At 73.1% G+C, this 19456-nt stretch carries 20 protein-coding genes and 1 pseudogene; 14 read left to right on the top strand and 7 right to left on the bottom strand.

Annotated features, from left to right (window positions below; translation table 11 throughout):
- Positions 1–31 precede the first annotated feature (31 nt).
- Positions 32–2275: a [protein-PII] uridylyltransferase gene (locus DAI17_RS04575; protein WP_107771634.1), complete on the top strand. Its 2244-nt coding sequence runs from the start codon at positions 32–34 to the stop codon at positions 2273–2275.
- Positions 2276–2293: 18 nt separating this feature from the next.
- On the opposite strand, the gene DAI17_RS04580 is transcribed toward DAI17_RS04575, so the two are convergent.
- The 5 genes from DAI17_RS04580 to DAI17_RS04600 all read right to left on the bottom strand — a co-directional run bounded on the left by DAI17_RS04580 (position 2294) and on the right by DAI17_RS04600 (position 8008).
- A complete protein-coding gene (locus tag DAI17_RS04580; RefSeq protein ID WP_107771635.1) occupies positions 2294–3664 on the bottom strand; it encodes an MFS transporter in 1371 nt (456 codons plus the stop codon).
- Between the two features lie 43 nt (positions 3665–3707).
- Complete coding sequence (locus DAI17_RS04585) at positions 3708–4505, bottom strand: 3-hydroxybutyrate dehydrogenase (RefSeq protein WP_107771636.1); 798 nt, start codon at positions 4503–4505, stop codon at positions 3708–3710.
- A gap of 87 nt (positions 4506–4592) precedes the next feature.
- Complete coding sequence (locus DAI17_RS04590; RefSeq protein ID WP_234412191.1) at positions 4593–6419, bottom strand: helix-turn-helix domain-containing protein; 1827 nt, start codon at positions 6417–6419, stop codon at positions 4593–4595.
- A gap of 34 nt (positions 6420–6453) precedes the next feature.
- Entirely contained in the window at positions 6454–7509 is a 1056-nt protein-coding gene (locus DAI17_RS04595) for a hypothetical protein (protein WP_107771637.1), read from the bottom strand.
- Positions 7502–8008 (bottom strand): RNA polymerase sigma factor, encoded by a 507-nt coding sequence (locus tag DAI17_RS04600; RefSeq protein WP_199904928.1) that lies wholly within the window; start codon positions 8006–8008, stop codon positions 7502–7504. Before DAI17_RS04600 ends, DAI17_RS04595 begins: the two co-directional genes overlap by 8 nt.
- A gap of 183 nt (positions 8009–8191) precedes the next feature.
- Here DAI17_RS04600 and ffh point away from each other — a divergent pair, with 183 nt between their 5' ends.
- Both ffh and DAI17_RS04610 read left to right on the top strand, forming a co-directional pair.
- Positions 8192–9769 carry a signal recognition particle protein gene (gene ffh, locus DAI17_RS04605; protein ID WP_107771638.1) on the top strand — a complete coding sequence of 526 codons (1578 nt, stop codon included), beginning with the start codon at positions 8192–8194 and terminating at the stop codon, positions 9767–9769.
- Positions 9769–10152, top strand: a complete 384-nt coding sequence (locus tag DAI17_RS04610) for a hypothetical protein (protein WP_107771639.1) — start codon at positions 9769–9771, stop codon at positions 10150–10152. The genes ffh and DAI17_RS04610 overlap by 1 nt, the downstream gene beginning before the upstream one ends.
- A 28-nt stretch (positions 10153–10180) precedes the next feature.
- On the opposite strand, the gene DAI17_RS04615 is transcribed toward DAI17_RS04610, so the two are convergent.
- Positions 10181–11326, bottom strand: coding sequence for a ScyD/ScyE family protein (locus DAI17_RS04615; protein ID WP_159081356.1), 1146 nt, complete (start codon positions 11324–11326; stop codon positions 10181–10183).
- 124 nt (positions 11327–11450) lie between these two features.
- Between DAI17_RS04615 and DAI17_RS04620 the strand changes: the two genes are divergently transcribed.
- Complete coding sequence (locus tag DAI17_RS04620; RefSeq protein ID WP_107771641.1) at positions 11451–12536, top strand: amidohydrolase family protein; 1086 nt, start codon at positions 11451–11453, stop codon at positions 12534–12536.
- A gap of 19 nt (positions 12537–12555) precedes the next feature.
- On the opposite strand, the gene DAI17_RS04625 is transcribed toward DAI17_RS04620, so the two are convergent.
- The gene (locus DAI17_RS04625; RefSeq protein ID WP_107771642.1) at positions 12556–13167 is read right to left on the bottom strand and encodes a hypothetical protein; all 612 of its coding nucleotides are present in this window, start codon (positions 13165–13167) and stop codon (positions 12556–12558) included.
- A 137-nt stretch (positions 13168–13304) separates the two neighbouring features.
- On the opposite strand from DAI17_RS04625, the gene DAI17_RS04630 reads away from it, so the two are divergent.
- The 10 genes and pseudogenes from DAI17_RS04630 (at position 13305) to DAI17_RS04670 (ending at position 19363) form a co-directional block, all read left to right on the top strand.
- A complete protein-coding gene (locus DAI17_RS04630) occupies positions 13305–13955 on the top strand; it encodes a GNAT family N-acetyltransferase (RefSeq protein ID WP_107771643.1) in 651 nt (216 codons plus the stop codon).
- A gap of 199 nt (positions 13956–14154) precedes the next feature.
- A complete protein-coding gene (rpsP, locus tag DAI17_RS04635; RefSeq protein WP_107771644.1) occupies positions 14155–14685 on the top strand; it encodes a 30S ribosomal protein S16 in 531 nt (176 codons plus the stop codon).
- Between the two features lie 5 nt (positions 14686–14690).
- The gene (locus tag DAI17_RS04640) at positions 14691–14933 is read left to right on the top strand and encodes an RNA-binding protein (RefSeq protein WP_107771645.1); all 243 of its coding nucleotides are present in this window, start codon (positions 14691–14693) and stop codon (positions 14931–14933) included.
- A gap of 181 nt (positions 14934–15114) precedes the next feature.
- The gene (gene rimM / locus DAI17_RS04645) at positions 15115–15675 is read left to right on the top strand and encodes a ribosome maturation factor RimM (RefSeq protein ID WP_199904929.1); all 561 of its coding nucleotides are present in this window, start codon (positions 15115–15117) and stop codon (positions 15673–15675) included.
- Positions 15672–16364, top strand: a pseudogene (gene trmD / locus DAI17_RS21490) (tRNA (guanosine(37)-N1)-methyltransferase TrmD); the annotation flags it as partial. The gene rimM and the pseudogene trmD, both read left to right, overlap by 4 nt.
- Positions 16365–16499: 135 nt before the next feature.
- Positions 16500–16835 carry a GNAT family N-acetyltransferase gene (locus DAI17_RS21495; protein WP_267894710.1) on the top strand — a complete coding sequence of 112 codons (336 nt, stop codon included), beginning with the start codon at positions 16500–16502 and terminating at the stop codon, positions 16833–16835.
- A gap of 205 nt (positions 16836–17040) precedes the next feature.
- Positions 17041–17391, top strand: a complete 351-nt coding sequence (gene rplS / locus DAI17_RS04655) for a 50S ribosomal protein L19 (RefSeq protein ID WP_107771647.1) — start codon at positions 17041–17043, stop codon at positions 17389–17391.
- Positions 17392–17451: 60 nt separating this feature from the next.
- Positions 17452–18282, top strand: coding sequence for a signal peptidase I (gene lepB / locus DAI17_RS04660; RefSeq protein ID WP_234412193.1), 831 nt, complete (start codon positions 17452–17454; stop codon positions 18280–18282).
- 26 nt (positions 18283–18308) lie between these two features.
- The gene (locus DAI17_RS04665) at positions 18309–19058 is read left to right on the top strand and encodes a ribonuclease HII (RefSeq protein ID WP_107771793.1); all 750 of its coding nucleotides are present in this window, start codon (positions 18309–18311) and stop codon (positions 19056–19058) included.
- The gene (locus tag DAI17_RS04670) at positions 19055–19363 is read left to right on the top strand and encodes a DUF2469 domain-containing protein (RefSeq protein WP_056885608.1); all 309 of its coding nucleotides are present in this window, start codon (positions 19055–19057) and stop codon (positions 19361–19363) included. The genes DAI17_RS04665 and DAI17_RS04670 overlap by 4 nt, the downstream gene beginning before the upstream one ends.
- Positions 19364–19456: the final 93 nt, after the last annotated feature.

Raw genomic sequence — 19456 nt, forward strand, 5'->3', positions numbered from 1 at the left:
CGGACCCACCCGCAGGAGGATCGGAGCCACGATGACTGCCCCCGAGAGGTCCGCCCGGACCGCGACCGCCGACGAGCTGTGCCGGGCGGCGTACGACGACTGCCACGGGCCCGAGGTCGGCGTCGCGCTGGTCGCGGTCGGCGGCTACGGCCGCGGCGAGCTCGCCCCGCACTCCGACCTCGACGTGGTCCTCGTGCACGACGCGGACGTCGACCCCGGCGGCGTGGCGGAGAAGGTCTGGTACCCGCTGTGGGACTCCGGCTCGCGGCTCGACCACTCGGTGCGCTCGCTGCCGCAGATGGTGGCGGCCGCGGAGGAGGACCTCAAGGTCGCCCTCGGCCTGCTCGACGTCCGGCACCTCGCGGGCGACCCCAACCTGACCCTCCGGCTGCGCGCCACGATGCTCGCCGCCTGGCGCCGCGAGGCGCGGGAGCGGCTGCCGGCCCTGCGCGAGCTCGTCCAGCGGCGCCACGACGTCGTGGGGGAGCTGGCCCACGTGTCGGTCCCCGACATCAAGGAGGCGGAGGGCGGCCTCCGGGACGCCACCGTGCTCAAGGCGCTCGAGGCGACCTGGCTCGTCGACGTGTCCGGTCCCGAGCTCGAGCGCTCTCGGCAGGCGCTGCTGGACTTCCGCGACCTCGTGCACGCCCAGGCCCGGCGCCCCACCGACCGGGTCGCCCCGGAGATGTGGGACGCGCTGGCGGCCGACCTCGGGCTGGCCGACGCCGCCGCGGCGCAGCGCCACGTGCGCGAGATCGGCCGCCGCGTCACCCACCTCTCCCGGCTGACCTGGCGCCGGGTCGGGTCGGTGCTGGCCCGCCCCTCGTCGGTGCGCGACGCCCGCCGGCCGGCGCTGGAGCCGATCGCCCGCGGGGTCGCGCTGTCGCGCGGCGAGGTGGTGCTCGACGCACACGCCCGACCCGACCGCGACCCCGTGCTGCTGCTGCGCGCCGCCGCCGCGGCCGCCGAGCGTGACGTCGTGCTCGCCCCGGCGACGGCGGCCCGGCTTGCCCGGGAGAGTGCCCCCCTGCCCGTCCCGTGGCCCGGCGAGGCCCGGGACGCGCTGGTCAGCCTGCTCGCGTCCGGCGACGGCCTGCTGCCGGTGTGGGAGACGCTGGAGGAGACGGGGGCGCTGGCCGGCTTCCTCCCCGAGTGGGAGCGGATCCGGCTGCTGCCCCACGCCTCGCCCATCCACCGCTTCACCGTGGACCGGCACGTGGTCGAGACGTGCGTCGAGGCCTCCCGCCTGATCCGTGCCGTGGCCCGTCCCGACGTCCTGCTCGTCGCCGCGCTGCTGCACGACATCGGCAAGGGCGACCTGACGGAGCACTCGGTCGCGGGCGAGCCGATCGCCCGGGCGATCGCCGGGCGGATGGGGTTCGACGACCACGCCGTCGACCTGGTCGCCCTGCTGGTCCGGTGGCACCTGCTGCTCTCGGAGACCGCCACGTCCCGCGACCCCGACGACCCGGCCACCGTCGACGCGGTGCTCTCGAAGGTCCCCACCGCCGAGGCGCTCGCCCAGCTGCTCGCGCTCACCGAGGCCGACGGCCGCGCGGCCTCCGCCAAGGCCTGGTCGTCCTGGCGGGCCGCGCTCGTCACCCGCCTCGCCACCCAGGCGCTGGCCCGGACGGGGGAGGGCGAGGCGCCGGTCGACGCCGACCGGGCGGTCCCGGTCCCCGACGTCGTACGCCGCGGCGGGACGTGGGTGGGCGTCGAGCCGGACGAGGGAGGTGCCCGGGTGACGGTCATGGCGCCGGACCGGGTCGGCCTGCTCGCCGACGCGGCCGCGGTGCTGGCGCTGCAGCGGGTGCCGGTGCGCTCCGCGCGGGCGTGGGCGCAGGAGGACGGAGCGGCCGTCGTCGGGGTCTCCGTCTGGGAGGTCGCGGAGCCCGACCTCGACCCGGCCGTGCTGCGGGAGCGGCTGGCCGCGGTCAGCGAGGGACGGCTGGACGCCACCGGACGGCTGGCGCGCCCGGCCCCGAGCCGGCTCGAGCCGGTCGTCGCGGTGCGGCACGGCGAGTCGCGGCGGGCCACCGTCCTGGAGGTGCGGATGGACGACCGGCCCGGCGTGGTGCACCTGGTCTGCGCGGCCCTCGCGGACCACGACATCTCGGTGCGGTCCGCGCACGTGTCGACCGTGGGTCCTCAAGCAGTGGACGTGTTCTACCTGCAGGAGCAGGGTGCCGGCCGGCTCTCGGACGAGCGGGCCGCCGAGGCCGCGCATGCAGTGCGCGGCGCCCTGCTCGGCACGGTGGCCGAGCAGGGCGCCTGAGGGGGATGGTGCGTCAGCTCACCGGTGCGCGTCGTCGAGCACGCGGTCGTGGCGCAGCGAGGAGTTGCGGGTCTCCTTGGCCAGCATCACGGCGACGAGCGTGATGACCGACGCGATCGTCATGTAGATCGCCACGCTGTTGACGTTGGCCGCCCCGTTGGTGGCCGGGCCGAGCAGCTCGATGGCGATGATCGGCGCGAGGGCACCGGCGAAGATCGAGGCCAGCTGGTAGCCCACCGACGCGCCGGTGTAGCGGACCGAGGTGCCGAACAGCTCGGAGAAGAACGCCGCCTGCGGCGAGTACATGAGCGCGTGCAGCACCAGGCCGATGCAGACCGCGAGCAGGATCTTGCCCTCGGACTTGCTGGCGATCAGGTCGAAGAAGACCCACGACCAGGCGGCCACGCCGATGGCACCGGCGATGTAGAGCGGCCGGCGGCCGACCTTGTCGCTGAGCGCGCCGATGAGGGGGATGGTCACGAAGTGCACGACCGCGCCGATGAGCAGTGCCTTGAGGATGATGCCCTTGTCGCCGGTGGTGCCGACGTACGTCGTCAGGAACGTGATCGAGATGACGGTGAACAGGTAGTAGGAGATGTTCTCGGCCATCCGCATGCCCATGGCGACCAGGACCTCACGCGGGTACTTCTTGACGACCTCGAGCAGCGGGACGTGCGCCTTCTCGGTGGTCTCGAGCTCGGTGCGGGCCTCCTTGAAGACCGGCGACTCCTCGATCGAGAGGCGCACCCACAGGCCGATGATCACGAGCACGGCGCTGAGCAGGAACGGGATGCGCCAGCCCCACGCGTTGAACGCGTCGTCGGACTGGACCGCAGCGAGGACCCACAGCACACCGGTGGCGAACAGGTTGCCCAGCGCCACGCCGGCCTGCGGCCAGGATGACCAGAACCCGCGACGCGAGTCCTCGCCGTGCTCGGCGGCCATCAGGACCGCGCCACCCCACTCGCCGCCCACGGCGAAGCCCTGCACCAGGCGGCAGGCGAGCAGCAGGATCGGGGCGCCGATGCCGATGGAGGCGTACGTCGGCAGCAGGCCGATCGCGAACGTCGCGACGCCCATCATGAGCAGCGAGGTGACCAGCATCTTCTTGCGGCCCACACGGTCACCGAAGTGGCCGAACACGATGCCGCCGAGGGGACGCGCCACGAAGCCGAGCGCGTAGGTGCCGAACGCCAGCATGGTGGCGGCGGCCGGCTCGCTCTCGGGGAAGAACAGGGTGCCGAAGACGAGCGCCGCGGCCGAGCCGTAGAGGAAGAAGTCGTACCACTCGACGGCGGTGCCGATCAGGGACGCGAAGACGACCTTGACGATGTTGGTCTCGCCGGGCCCCTGCTCCGCTCGGGGGGACTGGGTGACGGGGGATGTCATGTGCTGAGGGTTCCTTTCAGGCGGATCACGCGGGTGCGCGTGCTCAGGCGGCGGTCCAGCCGCCGTCGATCAGGAGGGAGGACCCGGTCATCGAGTCGCTCCCGGGGAGGCAGAAGCCGGCCACGGCGCGCGCGACCTCGTCGGGCTCGACGAGACGGCGTACGGGCGTGCGGGCGAGCAGGACGGTGTCGAGGACCTCCGACTCGTCGATGCCGTGGGCCTTCGCCTGGTCGGCGACCTGGCCCTCGACCAGGGGTGTGCGGACGTAGCCCGGGCATACCGTGTTGCTGGTGACGCCCTTGCCGGCCGCCTCGAGGGCGATCACCTTGGACAGCCCCTCGAGGCCGTGCTTGGCGCTGACGTAGGCCGACTTGTAGGCCGAGGCGCGATGGCCGTGGACGCTGGAGACGTGCACGATCCGACCCCAGCCCCGGGCGTACATCCCGGGCAGGAGCTTGCGGGCCAGCAGGAAGGGCGCCTCGAGCATGAGGCGCTGGATGAGCCGGAAGGCCTCGGGGTCGAAGTCCTCGATCGGCGAGACGTGCTGGACTCCGGCGTTGTTGACCAGGATGTCGGCCTCGAGGTCGGCGGCGTCGATCGCGGCGGCGTCGGTGAGGTCCAGGCCGATGGCGTCGCCGCCGAGGCTGGAGGCCACCTCCTTGGCGGCCGTCTCGTCACGGTCCAGGACGGTGACGTGGGCGCCGAGGCCGGCGAGGTGCCCGGCGACGGCGGCGCCGATGCCGCTCGCACCGCCGGTCACCAGCGCGCGGCGTCCGGCGAGCGGTCGGGACCCGTCCGGCACGGGGGCGCCGGGCGTGGGTGCAGGGGAGTGGGGGGACATGGCCCCGACGCTAGGGCTCGCTGTGACCGTCGGCACATGGGCGTCCAGCACACAACACGGACGATGAGGTGTGGTCGAGAGCCATCTCTACGCCTGGAGCCGGGCCACCCTCAGCGCCAGCTGGAGGTCCAGGGCTCGCTGCGGGTCACGCCAGTTGTCGCCGAGGAGACCGGTCACGCGGTCGAGCCGCTGGGTCACGGTGTTGGGGTGCACGTGCAGCGCGGCGGCGGTGTCCTTGAGGCTCCCGCCGCTGGCGAACCACGCGTCCAGGGTCGCCACGAGGCTGGTGCCGCGCTGGTCGTCGTAGGCCGAGACGGCCCCGAGCTCGCGCTCGACGAACTCGGCGAGCTGGGCGGGACCGTTGGCGCCCAGCAGCAGGCGGGCGACACCGAGCCCGGCGGGGTCGGTCACCTCCCCGACCCGGCCCAGGGTCAGCAGGGTCTCCAGGCAGCCCCGCGCCTCGGCATAGGTCGCCGCGACCTGCGCCGCGGGCGCCGGCCCGGCCACGCCGACGGTGGCCGAGGACCCCGCGCGGGTCACCGCCGCCGCAAGCTGGTCGCCGACCGCGCGCGCGTCGCCGTCGGGCACGACGAGGACCACCGTGCCCTCGTGCTCGCCGGCGACCCCGTGCAGGGAGTCGGCCAGCCGGGCGGCGGCCCGGGCGGTGACCTGCCGGCCGCCGTCGGCCGGGCCGGCCACCGCGACCGTGAGCGGGCCGTCGAGCTGGGCGCCGTGCCGTCGGGCCCGCTCGCGGACCAGGACCGGGTCGTGCGGCGTGGGAGAGAGGAGGTCCCTCAGCAGCTCGCCGCCGATGCGTTCCTCGGCCTCGGCCACCGTCCGGGCCAGCAGCACGACGAGCGCCGTCACGAGCGCCCCCCGCTCCAGCGTGCGCTGCTCGGCGCTCGGCAGGGGCGGGCCCTCGAGGACGACGGTCGAGACGTGCTCGCTGCCCGCGAGGGCGGCCGCGACGTAGCCGCCCGGCGTGGGCACGCAGTGCCCGGACGCCACCGACTCCTCGACCGCCTCCGGCCAGGTGGCCACCCTGGGGTCCCCGGCCACCCGGTCGCCCGAGGGATCGAGGACCGCGACGCGGCCGTGCAGCAGGTCGCCGAGCACCAGGGCGATCTCGTCGGTGCCACCGCCGTGCAGCAGCAGGTCGGTGAGCCGGTCGTGGGCGGTGGCCGCCGCCTCGACGGCGCGGGTGTGCTCGGTGAGGTTGCGGTTGGCGGCGTCCAGCTCGGCGAAGAGCCGGGCGTTCTCCAGGGCCACCGAGGCGTGCGCGGCGAAGGAGGTCAGGAGCGACACCTCCGACGGCGGGAACTTGCGGACCGTGCGGTGGACGGCGAGCAGGGCGCCGATCACCCGCCCCTCCAGCACGAGCGGGACGCCCAGGATGGCGCGGATCCGCTCGCCCTCGACGGCCTCGTCGATGTAGTTGCGGTGCACGAACCGCTCGTCGGCCTGGTAGTCCTCGGTGAAGTAGGGCGCGCCGGTCTGCGCCACCAGGCCGAGCAGTCCGGTGCCCAGCGGCAGCCTCAACCGCCTGAACTCCGGGGTGAGCGCGCCGTCGGTGACCTTCATGTACGACGCCCCGTCGAGCTCGTCGTTGAGCGACAGGTAGGTCATGTCGGCCCGGAGGAGCTGGCGCGCGCGGCGCACGATGGCCGCCAGGATCGCGTCGACGTCGCGGATCGCGGTGAGGTCGCTCGCCGTCTCGTAGAGCGCCGACAGCTCGGCCTCCCGCGACCGCTGGCGGGAGATCAGCTCACGCAGGCGCAGCGCGGTGTCGTGGTCCGCCCGCAGCCGCTCGCGCTCGGCGTCGCTGCTGGCGGCGGCCGTCCCCGACGCCAGCAGCTCGTCGTACTGCGAGCGCGGCGCCTCGTCGTACAACAGGTCGAGGAAGGAGCGGGACACGCCCGACATCATGGCCGACGGGGCGTGCGGGGCGTCACGCGCGTGGCCAGCTCCGCCAGTCCGGCGGCAGGCGGCTGCCCGACAGGGTGTCGAGCGGGGTCTCCCGCACCTCCCAGGTCGCACCGTAGTCGGTGCTGATGTGCATCATCCGGGGCCACCCGAAGTCGATGGCTGCCATGGTGCCCGGGACCCCGGTCCTCGGCATCTGGAACCCGGACCGCCCGCCACCGATGGGCAGCATCCGGACGCCGAACGAGCCGTCGGGGTTGCGCCAGGTGAGCCCGTGGCGCGTCCACCTGCCGGTCTCGTCGGCGAGGGAGACGCTTCCCCAGAACCAGCTGTCGGACGCTCCCCACCAGTCCCAGAGGGAGCCGTCCGGGCTCTCGATCGGGTGCAGCACCCGCGCCTCGAGGTCGACATATGCCACTCCTTGGACCCCGTACACGAGAGGTCCGGCGATCTCGGTGACGACGACGGGTTCGCCGCGCTCCAGCGTCCGGCTCTCCCCACCCGAGCCGACCAGGGTCGCTCCGGCGAAGCCGTCCGTGACGAACCAGTCACCGATGACGTGGCTGATGTTCGCCCCCGTGGCACCGATCGGGTGCAGCGCGCCGGTCCGGAAGTTGTCACTGCTCACCTCCAGTGCCTCCTGCAGCTCACCCTCCTGGTGCAGGGTGTCGCGCGAGCAGTCGGCCAGGCACACCGACCAGACCCGCGCGGCGACTCCGGGTGCCGCCGTCACGGGGATGGAGTTGCGGGGGGCCTCCGCGTCCGGATGACTCCTGATCTCCTCCGGGGTCAGGGTCGGGAACGGACCGGTCGTCCGATCCGGCGGGGGCGGAGTGGGAATACGCGGATCCGGGGGCAGCGAGCGCGTGAGGGACGGCTCCGGGGCGACCGGAGCGGGGGAGGCTCCCCGGGTCCCGAGGGGGGCGGTGGCCAGGACGATCGCCAGCCCGGCGGCGACCACGGCCGAGGTCGCCGCGGTCGCGACGCGACGCCGACGCCGAACGGCGACCCGCTCCAGCTCGTCCAGCGACGGCCGGCGGACCTGCGCGGTGTAGTCCAGGAGCTCGGTGACGTCAGGCACGGGGCTCGACCTCCCTGTCGTCATGCTGGTCGTCGAGCAGGCCCGCCAGTCGGGCACGGCTACGGGAGAGCCGCGACTTCACGGTGCCCTCGGGCATCCCCAGCTGGTGGCCGACCTCGCTGACCGACAGCCCAGCCAGGTGGTGGAGCACCACGACCTCGCGGCTGGTGGCGTCGAGCTGCTGCAGGGCGGCCACCAGGGCGACGTGGTCGGGGCCCAGGTCCAGCCCCGCCCGCGGTCCGGGCACCTGGACGAGCAGACGCCGCGCCACCTTGGTGTGCCGCCAGTGGTTGCGGAGCTGGTTGAGCGCCACGGTGCGCAGCCAGGCCTCGGGACGATCCGCGTGGGCCAACCGTTCCCGGTGGAGGAGGGCCCGGACGAAAGCCTCCTGCACCGCGTCCTCCGCGTCGGCCTGGTTGCCGCACAGGGCCAGCATCTGCACGACGAGACGTCCGTACGACGCGTCGTACAGCTCGTCAATCAGGTCCCGTCCGCCCACTGCCCACCTCTCCCGGAGCGTCTCGCTCCCTGCAGTGACGACACCCGGAGTCGGCTCGCGGTTCCCGCACGGTCGTGCTGGATCCGTCCATTCTCCTCCCGGCGGTTAGGCTTGCCGGACCGTGCGGCACCGTCCGCGCTCCGTCTTACGACACCCGTGAACGACCCCGAGGACTGACCACACGTGTTCGCCACTCTCTCCGACCGGCTCGCCGACACCTTCAAGAACCTCCGCGGCAAGGGCAAGCTGTCCGAGGCCGACATCGACGCCACCGCACGCGAGATCCGCATCGCGCTGCTCGAGGCCGACGTCGCCCTGCCGGTGGTCAAGGAGTTCGTCGCCGCCGTCAAGGAGCGTGCTCGCGGCGAGGAGGTCAGCGGGGCGCTCAACCCGGCCCAGCAGGTCGTCAAGATCGTCAACGAGGAGCTCGTCGCGATCCTGGGCGGCGAGACCCGCCGGCTGCGCTACGCCAAGACCGGGCCCACCGTCATCATGCTCGCGGGCCTCCAGGGCGCCGGCAAGACGACGCTGGCGGCCAAGCTCGCGCTCTGGCTCAAGGAGCAGGGCAAGACCCCCATGCTCGTCGCCGCCGACCTCCAGCGACCCAACGCCGTCCAGCAGCTGCAGGTCAACGGCGACCGCGTCAACGTGCCGGTGTTCGCGCCCGAGCCCGGCAACGGCGTCGGCGACCCCGTCTCCGTCGCTCGCGCGTCGGTCGAGGAGGCCAAGCGCAAGGTCCACGACGTCGTCATCATCGACACCGCCGGCCGCCTCGGCGTCGACGCCGAGCTGATGAAGCAGGCCGCCGACATCCGCGACGCCGTGCAGCCCGACGAGGTGCTCTTCGTCGTCGACGCGATGATCGGCCAGGACGCCGTCACCACGGCCCAGATGTTCCTCGACGGCGTCGGCTACGACGGCGTGGTGCTGACCAAGCTCGACGGTGACGCCCGCGGCGGTGCCGCCCTCTCGATCGCCTCGATCACCGGCAAGCCGGTCATGTTCGCCTCCGCCGGCGAGAAGATGACCGACTTCGACCTCTTCCACCCCGACCGGATGGCCTCGCGCATCCTCGACATGGGCGACGTGCTCACCCTGATCGAGCAGGCCGAGAAGGCCTTCGACCAGGAGGAGGCCCTCAAGGCTGCCGAGAAGCTCGGCACCAAGGGCGGGTTCACGCTGGAGGACTTCCTCCAGCAGATGCAGCAGATCCGCAAGCTCGGGTCGATGTCCAAGATCATGGGGATGCTGCCCGGGATGGGGCAGTTCCGCGACCAGCTCGACAACTTCGACGAGCGCGAGATCGACCGGATCCAGGCGATCATCCAGTCGATGACGCCGGCCGAGCGCGACAACCCCAAGATCATCGACGGGTCCCGCCGGGCCCGCATCGCGCGCGGCTCGGGCCGCCAGGTCTCCGACGTCAACCAGCTCGTCGACCGCTTCTTCGAGGCCCGCAAGATGATGGAGCAGATGGCCAAGGGCGGCGGCATGCCGGGGATGCCGGGGATGCCGGGGATGCCGGGGATGCCGGGCATGCCGGGCGCCGGCAAGCGCGGCAAGGCCAAGGCACAGCCCAAGAAGGCGAAGGGCAAGCGCACCTCGGGCAACCCGGCCAAGGCGGCCCAGCAGGCGGCCGCGCAGAAGGCCGCCGCCTCCCAGGCGCCCGCCAACCCGTTCGGCACCGGCGACGACGTCGACTACGAGAAGGCGGCCGCGGCGCTCGACCTCCCCAAGGACTTCTCCAAGTTCCTCAAGTGATGGCCCGCGCGGCCAGGTCGGTGCTCGTCGTCGACGCCGCCAACGTCGTCGGCTCCGTGCCGGACGGCTGGTGGAAGGACCGCGCCGGCGCCGCGCGCCGGCTGCACGAGAAGCTGCTCGTGGGCGACACGACGTACGACCTGATCGTGCTCGTCCTCGAGGGTGGCGCCAAGGCCGGCGTGCGCCCGGGCCGCGACCAGCACGTCCGCACCGTGCACGCGCCGAAGGACGGCGACTCCGCGATCATCGCGGAGGTCGCCGCCCACCGGGAGAGGGGCGACAGCGTCGTCCTCATCAGCGCCGACCACGTCCTGCGCGGCCGGTGCGAGGGGCTCGGCGCCCGAGCGATGAGCCCCTCGTGGCTCCTCGACCAGCTCCGCTGAGCCGGCCGGCCCGGCTGGCCGGGCGCCGTCACCAGAGGTCGATCGACACCACCGATCCGCCGCCCGGGCACACCGCGCAGGTCGTGACGTAGGCGTTGCCCCGGCGCAGCGCGACGCCGTACGGCGCGGGCAGGCCCTCGGCGACCGTCTCGGGTGCCTTGCCCTTCTCGATCCTCACCAGCGAGCCCGTCGGGAGCGCGCCCTCGGGCTCGTTGAGCAGGCCCGCGGCCGAGATCTGCACCGCGTACAGCGAGCCGTGGTACCACGCGAGGTCGGTCACGTTGGTCAACCCGGTCGCCCACACGGTCGGCTCCTCACCCGGGACGACCCGCCAGATGCTCGAGCCGCCGGCCGGGAACGGGAAGCCGGTCAGCTGGCTCACGTAGTAGGCGCCGTCGTAGCCGCGGACCACCGACGTCGGCACCGCCTGCATCGACGTGGTGCCCGGGGGCAGGAACGGCGGGTTGGGCACGTCCGTGTCGGGGAACACCGCGAGGGTCTCGACCTTGCCGCCGGGCTTGACCCGCAGCAGGGTGTTGCCACCCGAGTCGGTGACGACGGCGGACCAGCGCTCGAGGAGCATGCCCGTCGGGTTGGAGTCGGGACCGTTGCCGTCCGGGTCGTTCTCCTCCTCGTACGCCGCGAGGTCGGCCGCCACCCGCGGCTTCCCGCTCCACCAGTGACCGGTGACCACCGTTCCGAGGGCGGCACCCGCCTCACCGAACGTCGCCCGCTTCTCCGGCGGGGCGCCGAGCCCGATGGTCGCGACGTAGCGGTGGTGCGAGAAGGCCGCGACGTCCGACGGCCCGATCGCCGCCGTCCCCTCCGCCTCGGCGAGGGAGGGCAGTCCGCTGACCACCCGCTCCTGGCCCCAGTGGTTGACCCGGGTGATCGCGCCGGACAGGCCGAAGCAGACCTCGGGCCCGTCAGGGCCCTCGGGACCCTCGATGCAGGGCCCCGTGCCGCCGCGCCCGGCCTCGGCGACGTAGAGCGAGTGGCCGGCGAACGTGAGGTGCCGCGGGTTGTCCAGCCCCGACGCGACGGTCGTCCACGGCGGGTCGGTCGGCTGGTCCGTCGGATGCCCCGCCCGGGCCGGCGCGGACAGGACCGTGGCCAGCGCGGTGGACGCGACGGTGGCGAGGGCAAGGGCGAGCGAGACGCGGCTTCTGTGCATGGGTGACACCTCCGGAGGACGACGGAGCGCGCTTCGACTCTCGCCCTCGCGCCCCGGGTTGTCATCGCCCAAATGGGAAGGCACGTCGTCGGGCGGCAGGTCCGCTACCGCTACGGTCGGGCCCATGACTGCCCTGCGCTTCTCGGGACCTGTCCTCCCCGACGGGGAGGCGCGCGACCTCTACGTCGTCGGCGACACCGTCACCTACGAGCCGCAGCCCGGCGCCACGACCGAGGCCCGCGGCTGGATCGTCCCCGGCCTGGTCGACGCCCACTGCCACATCGGGCTCGACGACCACGGCGCGGTCGGGGAGGCCGAGACCGAGGCGCAGGCGGTCCAGGACCGGGACGCGGGAGCCCTGCTCATCCGCGACTGCGGCTCCGCGGCCGACACCGCCTGGATCCACGAGCGCGACGACCTGCCGCGCCTCATCCGCGCCGGCCGGCACATCGCCCGCACCCGTCGCTACATCCGCAACTACGCCGACGAGGTCGAGCCCGAGTCCCTGGTGGAGACGGTCGTCCGGCAGGCGCGCCGGGGGGACGGCTGGGTCAAGCTCGTCGGGGACTGGATCTCCCGCGACGAGGGCGACCTGGCGCCGAGCTTCCCCGCCGAGGACTTCGCCTCCGCGATCGCCGCCGCGCACGAGCACGGCGCCAAGGTCACCGCGCACTGCTTCGGCGAGCGGGTGCTGCCCGGCCTCATCGAGGCGGGGATCGACTGCATCGAGCACGGCACCGGGCTCTCGACCGACCTCGCGCAGACGATGGCCGAGCGCGGCATCGCGCTGGTCCCCACGGTGATGCAGATCGAGAAGTTCCCGCAGTACGCCGAGGCGGGCCGCGACAAGTTCCCGCGCTACGCCGGCCACATGAGCGACCTGCACGCCCGCCAGCGGGACACGATCATGGCGGCCCACGAGCTGGGGGTCTCGCTCTACGCCGGCTCGGACGGCGGGGGAGTGAGCCGGCACGGCAACATCGCCGGGGAGGTCGTGGCGATGGCCGGGCTGGGGATGCCGGCCGACTACGCGCTGGGGGCCGCCTCGTGGCGGGCGCGGGAGTGGCTGGGCTGGAACCCCGTGCTCAGCGAGGGGGCGCCCGCCGACTTCGTGGTCTACCCCCGCGACCCGCTGGCGGACCTCACGGTCCTGCACGAGCCGTCGTACGTCGTGCTGCGCGGCCGGCTGGTGGCCGGCCGCGCAGCCTGACGGTCGCGGGGCAGCCGGGTCAGGACGCCGGGACGGCGTCGTCCTCGGTCTCGTCGGTCTCGTCCTCGAGGGCGTCGAGCGCCGCGCGAGCTGCCTTGATCTCGCTCTTGGGCGAGGTGGCGGTGACGGCGAGCGCGGCGTCGATGGCGCTGGTGTCCAGGGCGGCGGTCCCGCTGTCACCGGCGGCGGTCGCCTCGTCGAGGACCCGGTCGGCCTTCGCGACGACGTTGACGACGAGGCGGTGGTTCTCGACGCGGAACGTGCGCAGCTCCTTGGCCGCGGCACGGGTGTCGAGGGTCGTGTCGGCGGACTCGAGGGCCGTCGCGATGGTGGCGAGCGCGTCGCGGCTGGCCTCGATCCCGGCGACGACGTCGGGCTCGTAGGCGTCGTCGAGGCGGGTGACCGCTTTGCTGGTGCTCAGCCGGGCCAGGCGCTTGTCCTTGCCGGCCGCCGTCCTGAGCAGCTGCTTGGTCTTCGGCGCCTTCGCCTTGTCGGCCTTGTCAGCCTTGGCCGGCTTCTCGGTCCGCGGGCGCTCGGCGGCCTCGGCCGGCGAGACGGCCAGCGGCGCGGCGACCAGGGCGGCCGACCCGACCAGGGCGGCGATGGTGCGGCGTGCACGGGAGTGGGTCACGGGGACTCCTCGGGGTGTGGCGGGGGGACGGGCCGCGGGGGCGGCCCGGACCATTGTCTGCGCGCCGCGGGCGGGACGGGGACGGATTGCGGGAAACGGGTTTGCCGCGGGACTGGTGTGGCGTGTGGGATGACGCCATGACCGACCTGGCCGACGTCCTGCCCGCCCTCGGCCTGCGCGTCCGCGCCGGCGACCTCGAGCTGCGCGGCATCACCGACGACCTGGTCGTCGCGCTGGCCGACCTCGCGGCGGAGGGGGTGCACGAGCCGGAGCGGATGCCGTTCTCGTTCCCGTGGACCGACACCGCGCCGGACGAGTTCCACCGCAGCTTCGCGCAGTACCACTGGCGCTGTCGCGCCGACTTCTCGCCGACGTCCTGGCGCCTCAACCTGGCCGTGCTGCACCGCGGCGAGCTCGTGGGCGTCCAGGGCGTCGGCACCGAGGACTTCCTGGTGACCCGCACCGGCGAGAGCGGCTCGTGGCTGGGCCGCGCCCACCAGGGCCGCGGGCTCGGCACCGCGATGCGCCAGGTCATGTGTGCCTTCCTCTTCGACCACGTCGGCTTCACCGAGATCACGTCCGGTGCGTTCACCGACAACCCGGCGTCGCTGCGGGTGAGCGCCAAGGTCGGGTACGTCGCCAACGGCACCGTCCGCCACAGCCGTCGGGGCGGGCAGGCCGACATGGCCCAGCTGCTGCTGACCCCCGAGGCGTTCCGACGTGGGCCGCAGGTCCTCGAGGTCGAGGGGGTCGAGGCTTTCCGGCGCTCGATCGGGCTCGACGCCTGACCGGACACCCGCCGATCGCGCTTCCCTCGTGCCGGATTGGGCGGCGTACCGGTGCTCTGGCACAATGTCTCGCTGAGTCGCGCCGACGGACGGACCCTCTATCCCGGTCGTCGGTGCGCCCCCCGAGGAAGTCCGACCCGGTCCCCACCTGGTCTGCGGGCCCCTCACCACCTTCCACTCGCAAGGAGACACCACAGACGTGGCCGTCAAGATCCGTTTGAAGCGCCTGGGCAAGATCCGGGTGCCGCAGTACCGCATCGTCGTCGTCGACTCGCGCAAGAAGCGCGACGGTCGCGTGATCGAGGAGATCGGCAAGTACCACCCCAAGGAGGACCCCTCGTACATCGAGGTCGTCTCCGAGCGGGCGCAGTACTGGCTCGGCGTGGGCGCGCAGCCCAGCGACGCCGTGGCCGCCATCCTCAAGGTGACCGGCGACCTGCAGAAGTTCAAGGGCGAGCCCGGCGCCGAGGGCACCCTGAAGGTCAAGGAGCCCAAGCGCGACAAGCTCGAGATCTTCAACGAGGCCCTCAAGGAGGCCGCCAAGGAGCCCAAGGGCGCCGCGGTGACCGCCAAGAAGAAGGCCGACAAGGCCGAGGAGCCCAAGGCCGAGGAGCCCAAGGCCGAGGAGCCCGCTCCCGTCCCCGCCTCCGAGACCCCCGAGGGTGCCGCGACCGACGCTGAGACGGCCGAGACCGTCACGGCCGAGGACGCCGGCAAGAGCGAGGCCTGAGCACCATGCTCGCCGAGGCGCTCGAGCACCTGGTCCGGGGCGTCGTCGACAACCCCGACGACGTCTCGGTGCGCGACAAGCAGCTGCGTCGCGGTTCGATCCTCGAGGTCCGGGTGCACCCCGACGACCTCGGCAAGGTGATCGGCCGCAACGGCCGCACCGCCACCGCGTTCCGCACCGTCATCTCGGCCCTCGCGGGCCGCGGCGGCGCGCGGATCGACTTCGTGGACGTCGACCGCCGACGCTGAGCAGCAGCCATGCAGGCGCCCCTCCCCGCACCGGGGAGGGGCGCCTGCCGCATTCCGGGCTGGCCGGTCGGAATCACCGCTTCAGCGGGGATTCCTCCGCTTGCTGGCCGAAATTTCGGCCAGCAAGCGCCAAGGTCACCGCTGAAGCGGTGATTCCGACTGCCCCCGATACCCTGACGCCGTGGAAGACATCGAGGTCGTGGTTGGTCGCATCGGCAAGCCGCACGGCATCCGTGGCGACGTGACGATCGACGTGCGCACCGACGAGCCGGAGCGCCGGTTCGCCCCCGGTACGACGTTGCGGGCGCAGCCGCCCCAGGGGTCCCACAGCCCGCTGCGGACGCTCACGGTGTCCCGCGCCAAGTGGCACCAGAACGTCCTGCTCGCCGGCTTCGAGGAGATCCCCGACCGCAACGCGGCCGAGGCCGCCCGGGGGATCGTCCTGCACACGACCATCGCCGCCGACGAGGTCCCGGACGACCCCGACGAGTACTACGACCACCAGCTCGTCGGGCTGGCTGCGCACGACCTCGACGGCACCCTCCTCGGCGAGGTGACCGGGGTCCAGCACGGCGCCGCGCAGGACCTGCTGGCCATCCGCACCGCCGACGGCCGCGACACGCTCGTGCCGTTCGTGGCCGCGCTGGTCCCCGAGGTCGACGTCGCCGGCGGCCGGGTCGTGGTCGCCGACCGACCGGGCCTCGTGGCGCCGTACCCCGACGAGGACGAGGCGGCGCAGTGAGGATCGACGTCCTCACGATCTTCCCCGACTACCTCGCCCCGCTGTCGCTGAGCCTGCCCGGCAAGGCCCGCGCCAAGGGACTGCTCGACCTGCACGTGCACGACCTGCGGTCGTGGACGTCCGACCGGCACCGCACCGTCGACGACACGCCGTACGGCGGCGGGGCGGGGATGGTGATGAAGCCCGGCCCGTGGGGCGAGGCCCTCGACGAGGTCGCCACCGACCGGCCCACGATCATCTTCACGACGCCCAGCGGCGAGCCGTTCTCCCAGGCGCTGGCCCGCGAGCTGTCGACGCGGGACCACCTGGTCCTGGCGTGCGGCCGCTACGAGGGGATCGACCAGCGGGTGATCGAGCACGCCGCCACGCTGGGCGAGGTCCGCGAGGTCTCGCTGGGCGACTACGTGCTCAACGGGGGAGAGGTCGCCGCGCTCGCGATCACCGAGGCGGTCGTGCGGCTCGTCCCGGGCTTCATGGGCAACGCCGAGTCCTTGGTCGAGGAGTCGCACGAGGACGGGCTGCTGGAGTACCCCGTCTACACCAAGCCCGCCAGCTGGCGCGGCCACGACGTCCCCGAGGTGCTGCTCTCCGGTGACCACGGCCGGATCGCGGCCTGGCGTCGCGAGCGGGCCGTACGCCGCACGGCCGAGCGCCGTCCCGACCTCGTCGCGGCGTCCTCCGTGCCCGGCGGCGAGGAGGTGCGGGCGGCCACGCCTGCGGACGCGGGGGAGATCTACACCCTCCAGCGCGCGTGCTGGCTCCAGGAGCTGGAGGCCAACCCGGGCGTGGTCATTCCCGCCCTGACCGAGACGCTGGACGACGTGGTGGCCGGGCTCGCCACCCACCGGACGTGGGTGCTGCGACGGGCCGGCCGACTGGTCGGCTCGGTGCGCGCCCGCCTGACCAGCCGCGGCGGCTGGGACATCGGCCGGCTCATGGTCGCGCCCGACCTCCAGGGACAGGGCCTGGGCCGGCTGCTCCTCGAGCACGCCGAGGCGGCCGCGCCGCCGGACGCCACGACGTACCTGCTCTTCACCGGGGCCCGCAGCGCGGCCAACCAGCGGATGTACAAGAAGGCCGGCTACCGCCTGCGGCCGGACCTGAAGGCGCCACCCGGGGCGGTGGTGCTCACCAAGGCGCGCCCCCGCGTGGGGCGCTGAGGTCCGATTTCGCGGCGTGCGCGCCGGTCTGGCAGACTCGTCCTTCGGTCCTGCCGGCCAAAGGATCGCCCCGGAGCACGCACGCGGGGGATCTGCGACGAACACCTGCCACAGGGGGTGCGCGACGCCGCCGGCCAGCACGGCGGGACCACCCGATCAACCACCCGATTCCGCGGTTGGCCTGTGGCACTCGTGAGGAGCAAGCATGACCAACGTTCTCAATGAGCTCGTCAGCGACACGCTGCGCAGCGACGTCCCCGACTTCCGCGCCGGCGACACCGTCAAGGTCCACGTCAAGGTCGTCGAGGGCAGCCGCTCCCGCGTCCAGGTGTTCCAGGGCGTCGTCATCCGCGTCCACGGCTCGGGCATCGGCCGCACCTTCACCGTCCGCAAGATCTCGTTCGGTGTCGGCGTCGAGCGCACGTTCCCGCTGCACTCCCCGATCTTCGAGACCATCGAGGTCGTGACCCGCGGTGACGTCCGTCGCGCCAAGCTCTACTACCTGCGCAACCTGCGCGGCAAGAAGGCGAAGATCAAGGAGCGCCGCGAGGGCTGAGACCGCCCGCACCGCGTCGTCGACAGCGGAGATCAGCCAACCTCTGGATAGTCTCTGCGCGTGACATCTTCCGACCGCGGCTCCACCCCGACCGACATGGACGAGGAGGAGCCGCGGTCGTCGTCTGCCCGGAGGTCGTCGGCGGACGAGCCTGCCGCGGGGAGGGGCCGGTCGTCCCGTCGCCAGCTGCCGCTGTGGCAGGAGACGGTCCTGCTCCTGGGCGTCGCACTGGTGCTGGCGATCGTCATCAAGGCGCTCTTCCTCCAGGCGTTCTACATCCCTTCGGAGTCGATGGAGCCCGGCCTGGTCCGCAACGACCGGATCCTCGTGCAGAAGGTGTCCTACTGGGGCGGCGGGGAGCCCCAGCGCGGCGACGTCGTCGTCTTCAAGGACCCGGGCGGCTGGCTGCCTCCCCAGGACTCCTCGGGCCCCACCGGCACCCTGGCCAGCATGCTGTCGAAGATCGGGCTGTACCCCACCGGCGGCCACCTCGTGAAGCGGGTGATCGGCGTCGAGGGCGACGTGATCAGCTGCTGCGACGAGCAGGGCCGGTTGATGGTCAACGGCGAGCCGCTCGACGAGGAGTCCTACGTCAAGCAGGACAAGTCCGTCGAGTGCGCGGGCCCGATGGTCAACCAGTGCGGCAAGGACTGGACCTCCGAGCCCGTGCCGGAGGGCCACCTGTTCGTGATGGGTGACAACCGCGCCCACTCCGCCGACTCGAGCCTGCGCATGTGCAACCCGGACAAGGAGACCGACTGCGTCCCCGGCCCCGAGTTCGTCCCCGCGGACCTCGTCGTCGGCAAGGTCTTCGTGCTCCTGTGGCCCCGTGACCGCTTCGACTGGGTGACGCGCCCGGGCACGTTCGAGGACGTGCCCGACGCCTCGTGAGCCGGCAGGTGAGCACGTTGGACGCCGTGCCGCACCTCCCGACCGGTCCGGCCGTACGCCGTGACGCCGGGCTCTACGGCTACGAGCGCGCGCTGCGCCGGGCCGGGATCGACCCGGTCGCCGGGGTGGACGAGGCGGGTCGCGGCGCGTGCGCCGGGCCGCTGGTCGCCGGTGCCTGCATCCTGCCGGCGGGCCGGGCCGGCATCGTGCCCGGGCTGGCGGACTCCAAGCTGCTGACCGAGGCCGCGCGGGAACGGGTCTACGCCCAGGTCGTCCGGCGCGCCGTGGCCTGGTCGGTGGTCGTCATCGGCAACGAGGAGTGCGACCGGCTCGGGATGCACGTGGCCAACGTGGAGGCGCTGCGGCGGGCCGTCGCGCTGCTGGACACCCGCCCGTCCTACGTCCTCACCGACGGCTTCCCCGTCGACGGCCTCGAGGTGCCGGGGCTCGCGGTCTGGAAGGGGGACCGGGTCGCGGCGTGCATCGCGGCCGCCTCGGTGCTCGCCAAGGTGACCCGGGACCGCCTGATGACGGCGATGGACGCCGACTACCCGGCGTACGACTTCAAGACGCACAAGGGCTACATCACCGACGTCCACACCGCCGCGCTGACCGCGCACGGGCCGTCGCCGGTGCACCGGATGCGGTTCGTCAACGTCCGGCGCGCGGCCGGGCTGGAGCCGACGCTCGGGCCTGCCACTACTGTCGACCTGAACGCCGAGCACGGGGCCGGTGAGTGGACGGTCCACGAGGCAGACACGGAGGAGGACGCATGAGCGCGGAGGACCTCGAGAAGTACGAGACCGAGATGGAGCTCACCCTCTACCGGGAGTACCGCGACGTCGTCTCCATCTTCAAGTACGTCGTGGAGACCGACCGCCGCTTCTACCTCTGCAACCAGGTCGACGTGAAGGCACGCACCGAGAACGGTGACGTGTTCTTCGAGGTCTCGATGGCCGACGCCTGGGTCTGGGACATGTACCGCCCGGCCCGCTTCGCCAAGAACGTCAAGGTGCTGACCTTCAAGGACGTCAACGTCGAGGAGCTCGCCCCCCAGGAGATCGACCCTCCCAAGGGATGAGCCGGGGTGGCCGCGGGCCACCTGCCGTCCCCAGGTCCGGTCCGTCCGTCGCCTGTCCACAGCGTCGCGGCCCCGCCGCCCGCTTGTCCGCGT

The sequence above is a fragment of the Nocardioides sediminis genome, assembly GCF_003047295.1.
GTDB lineage: Bacteria > Actinomycetota > Actinomycetes > Propionibacteriales > Nocardioidaceae > Nocardioides > Nocardioides sediminis.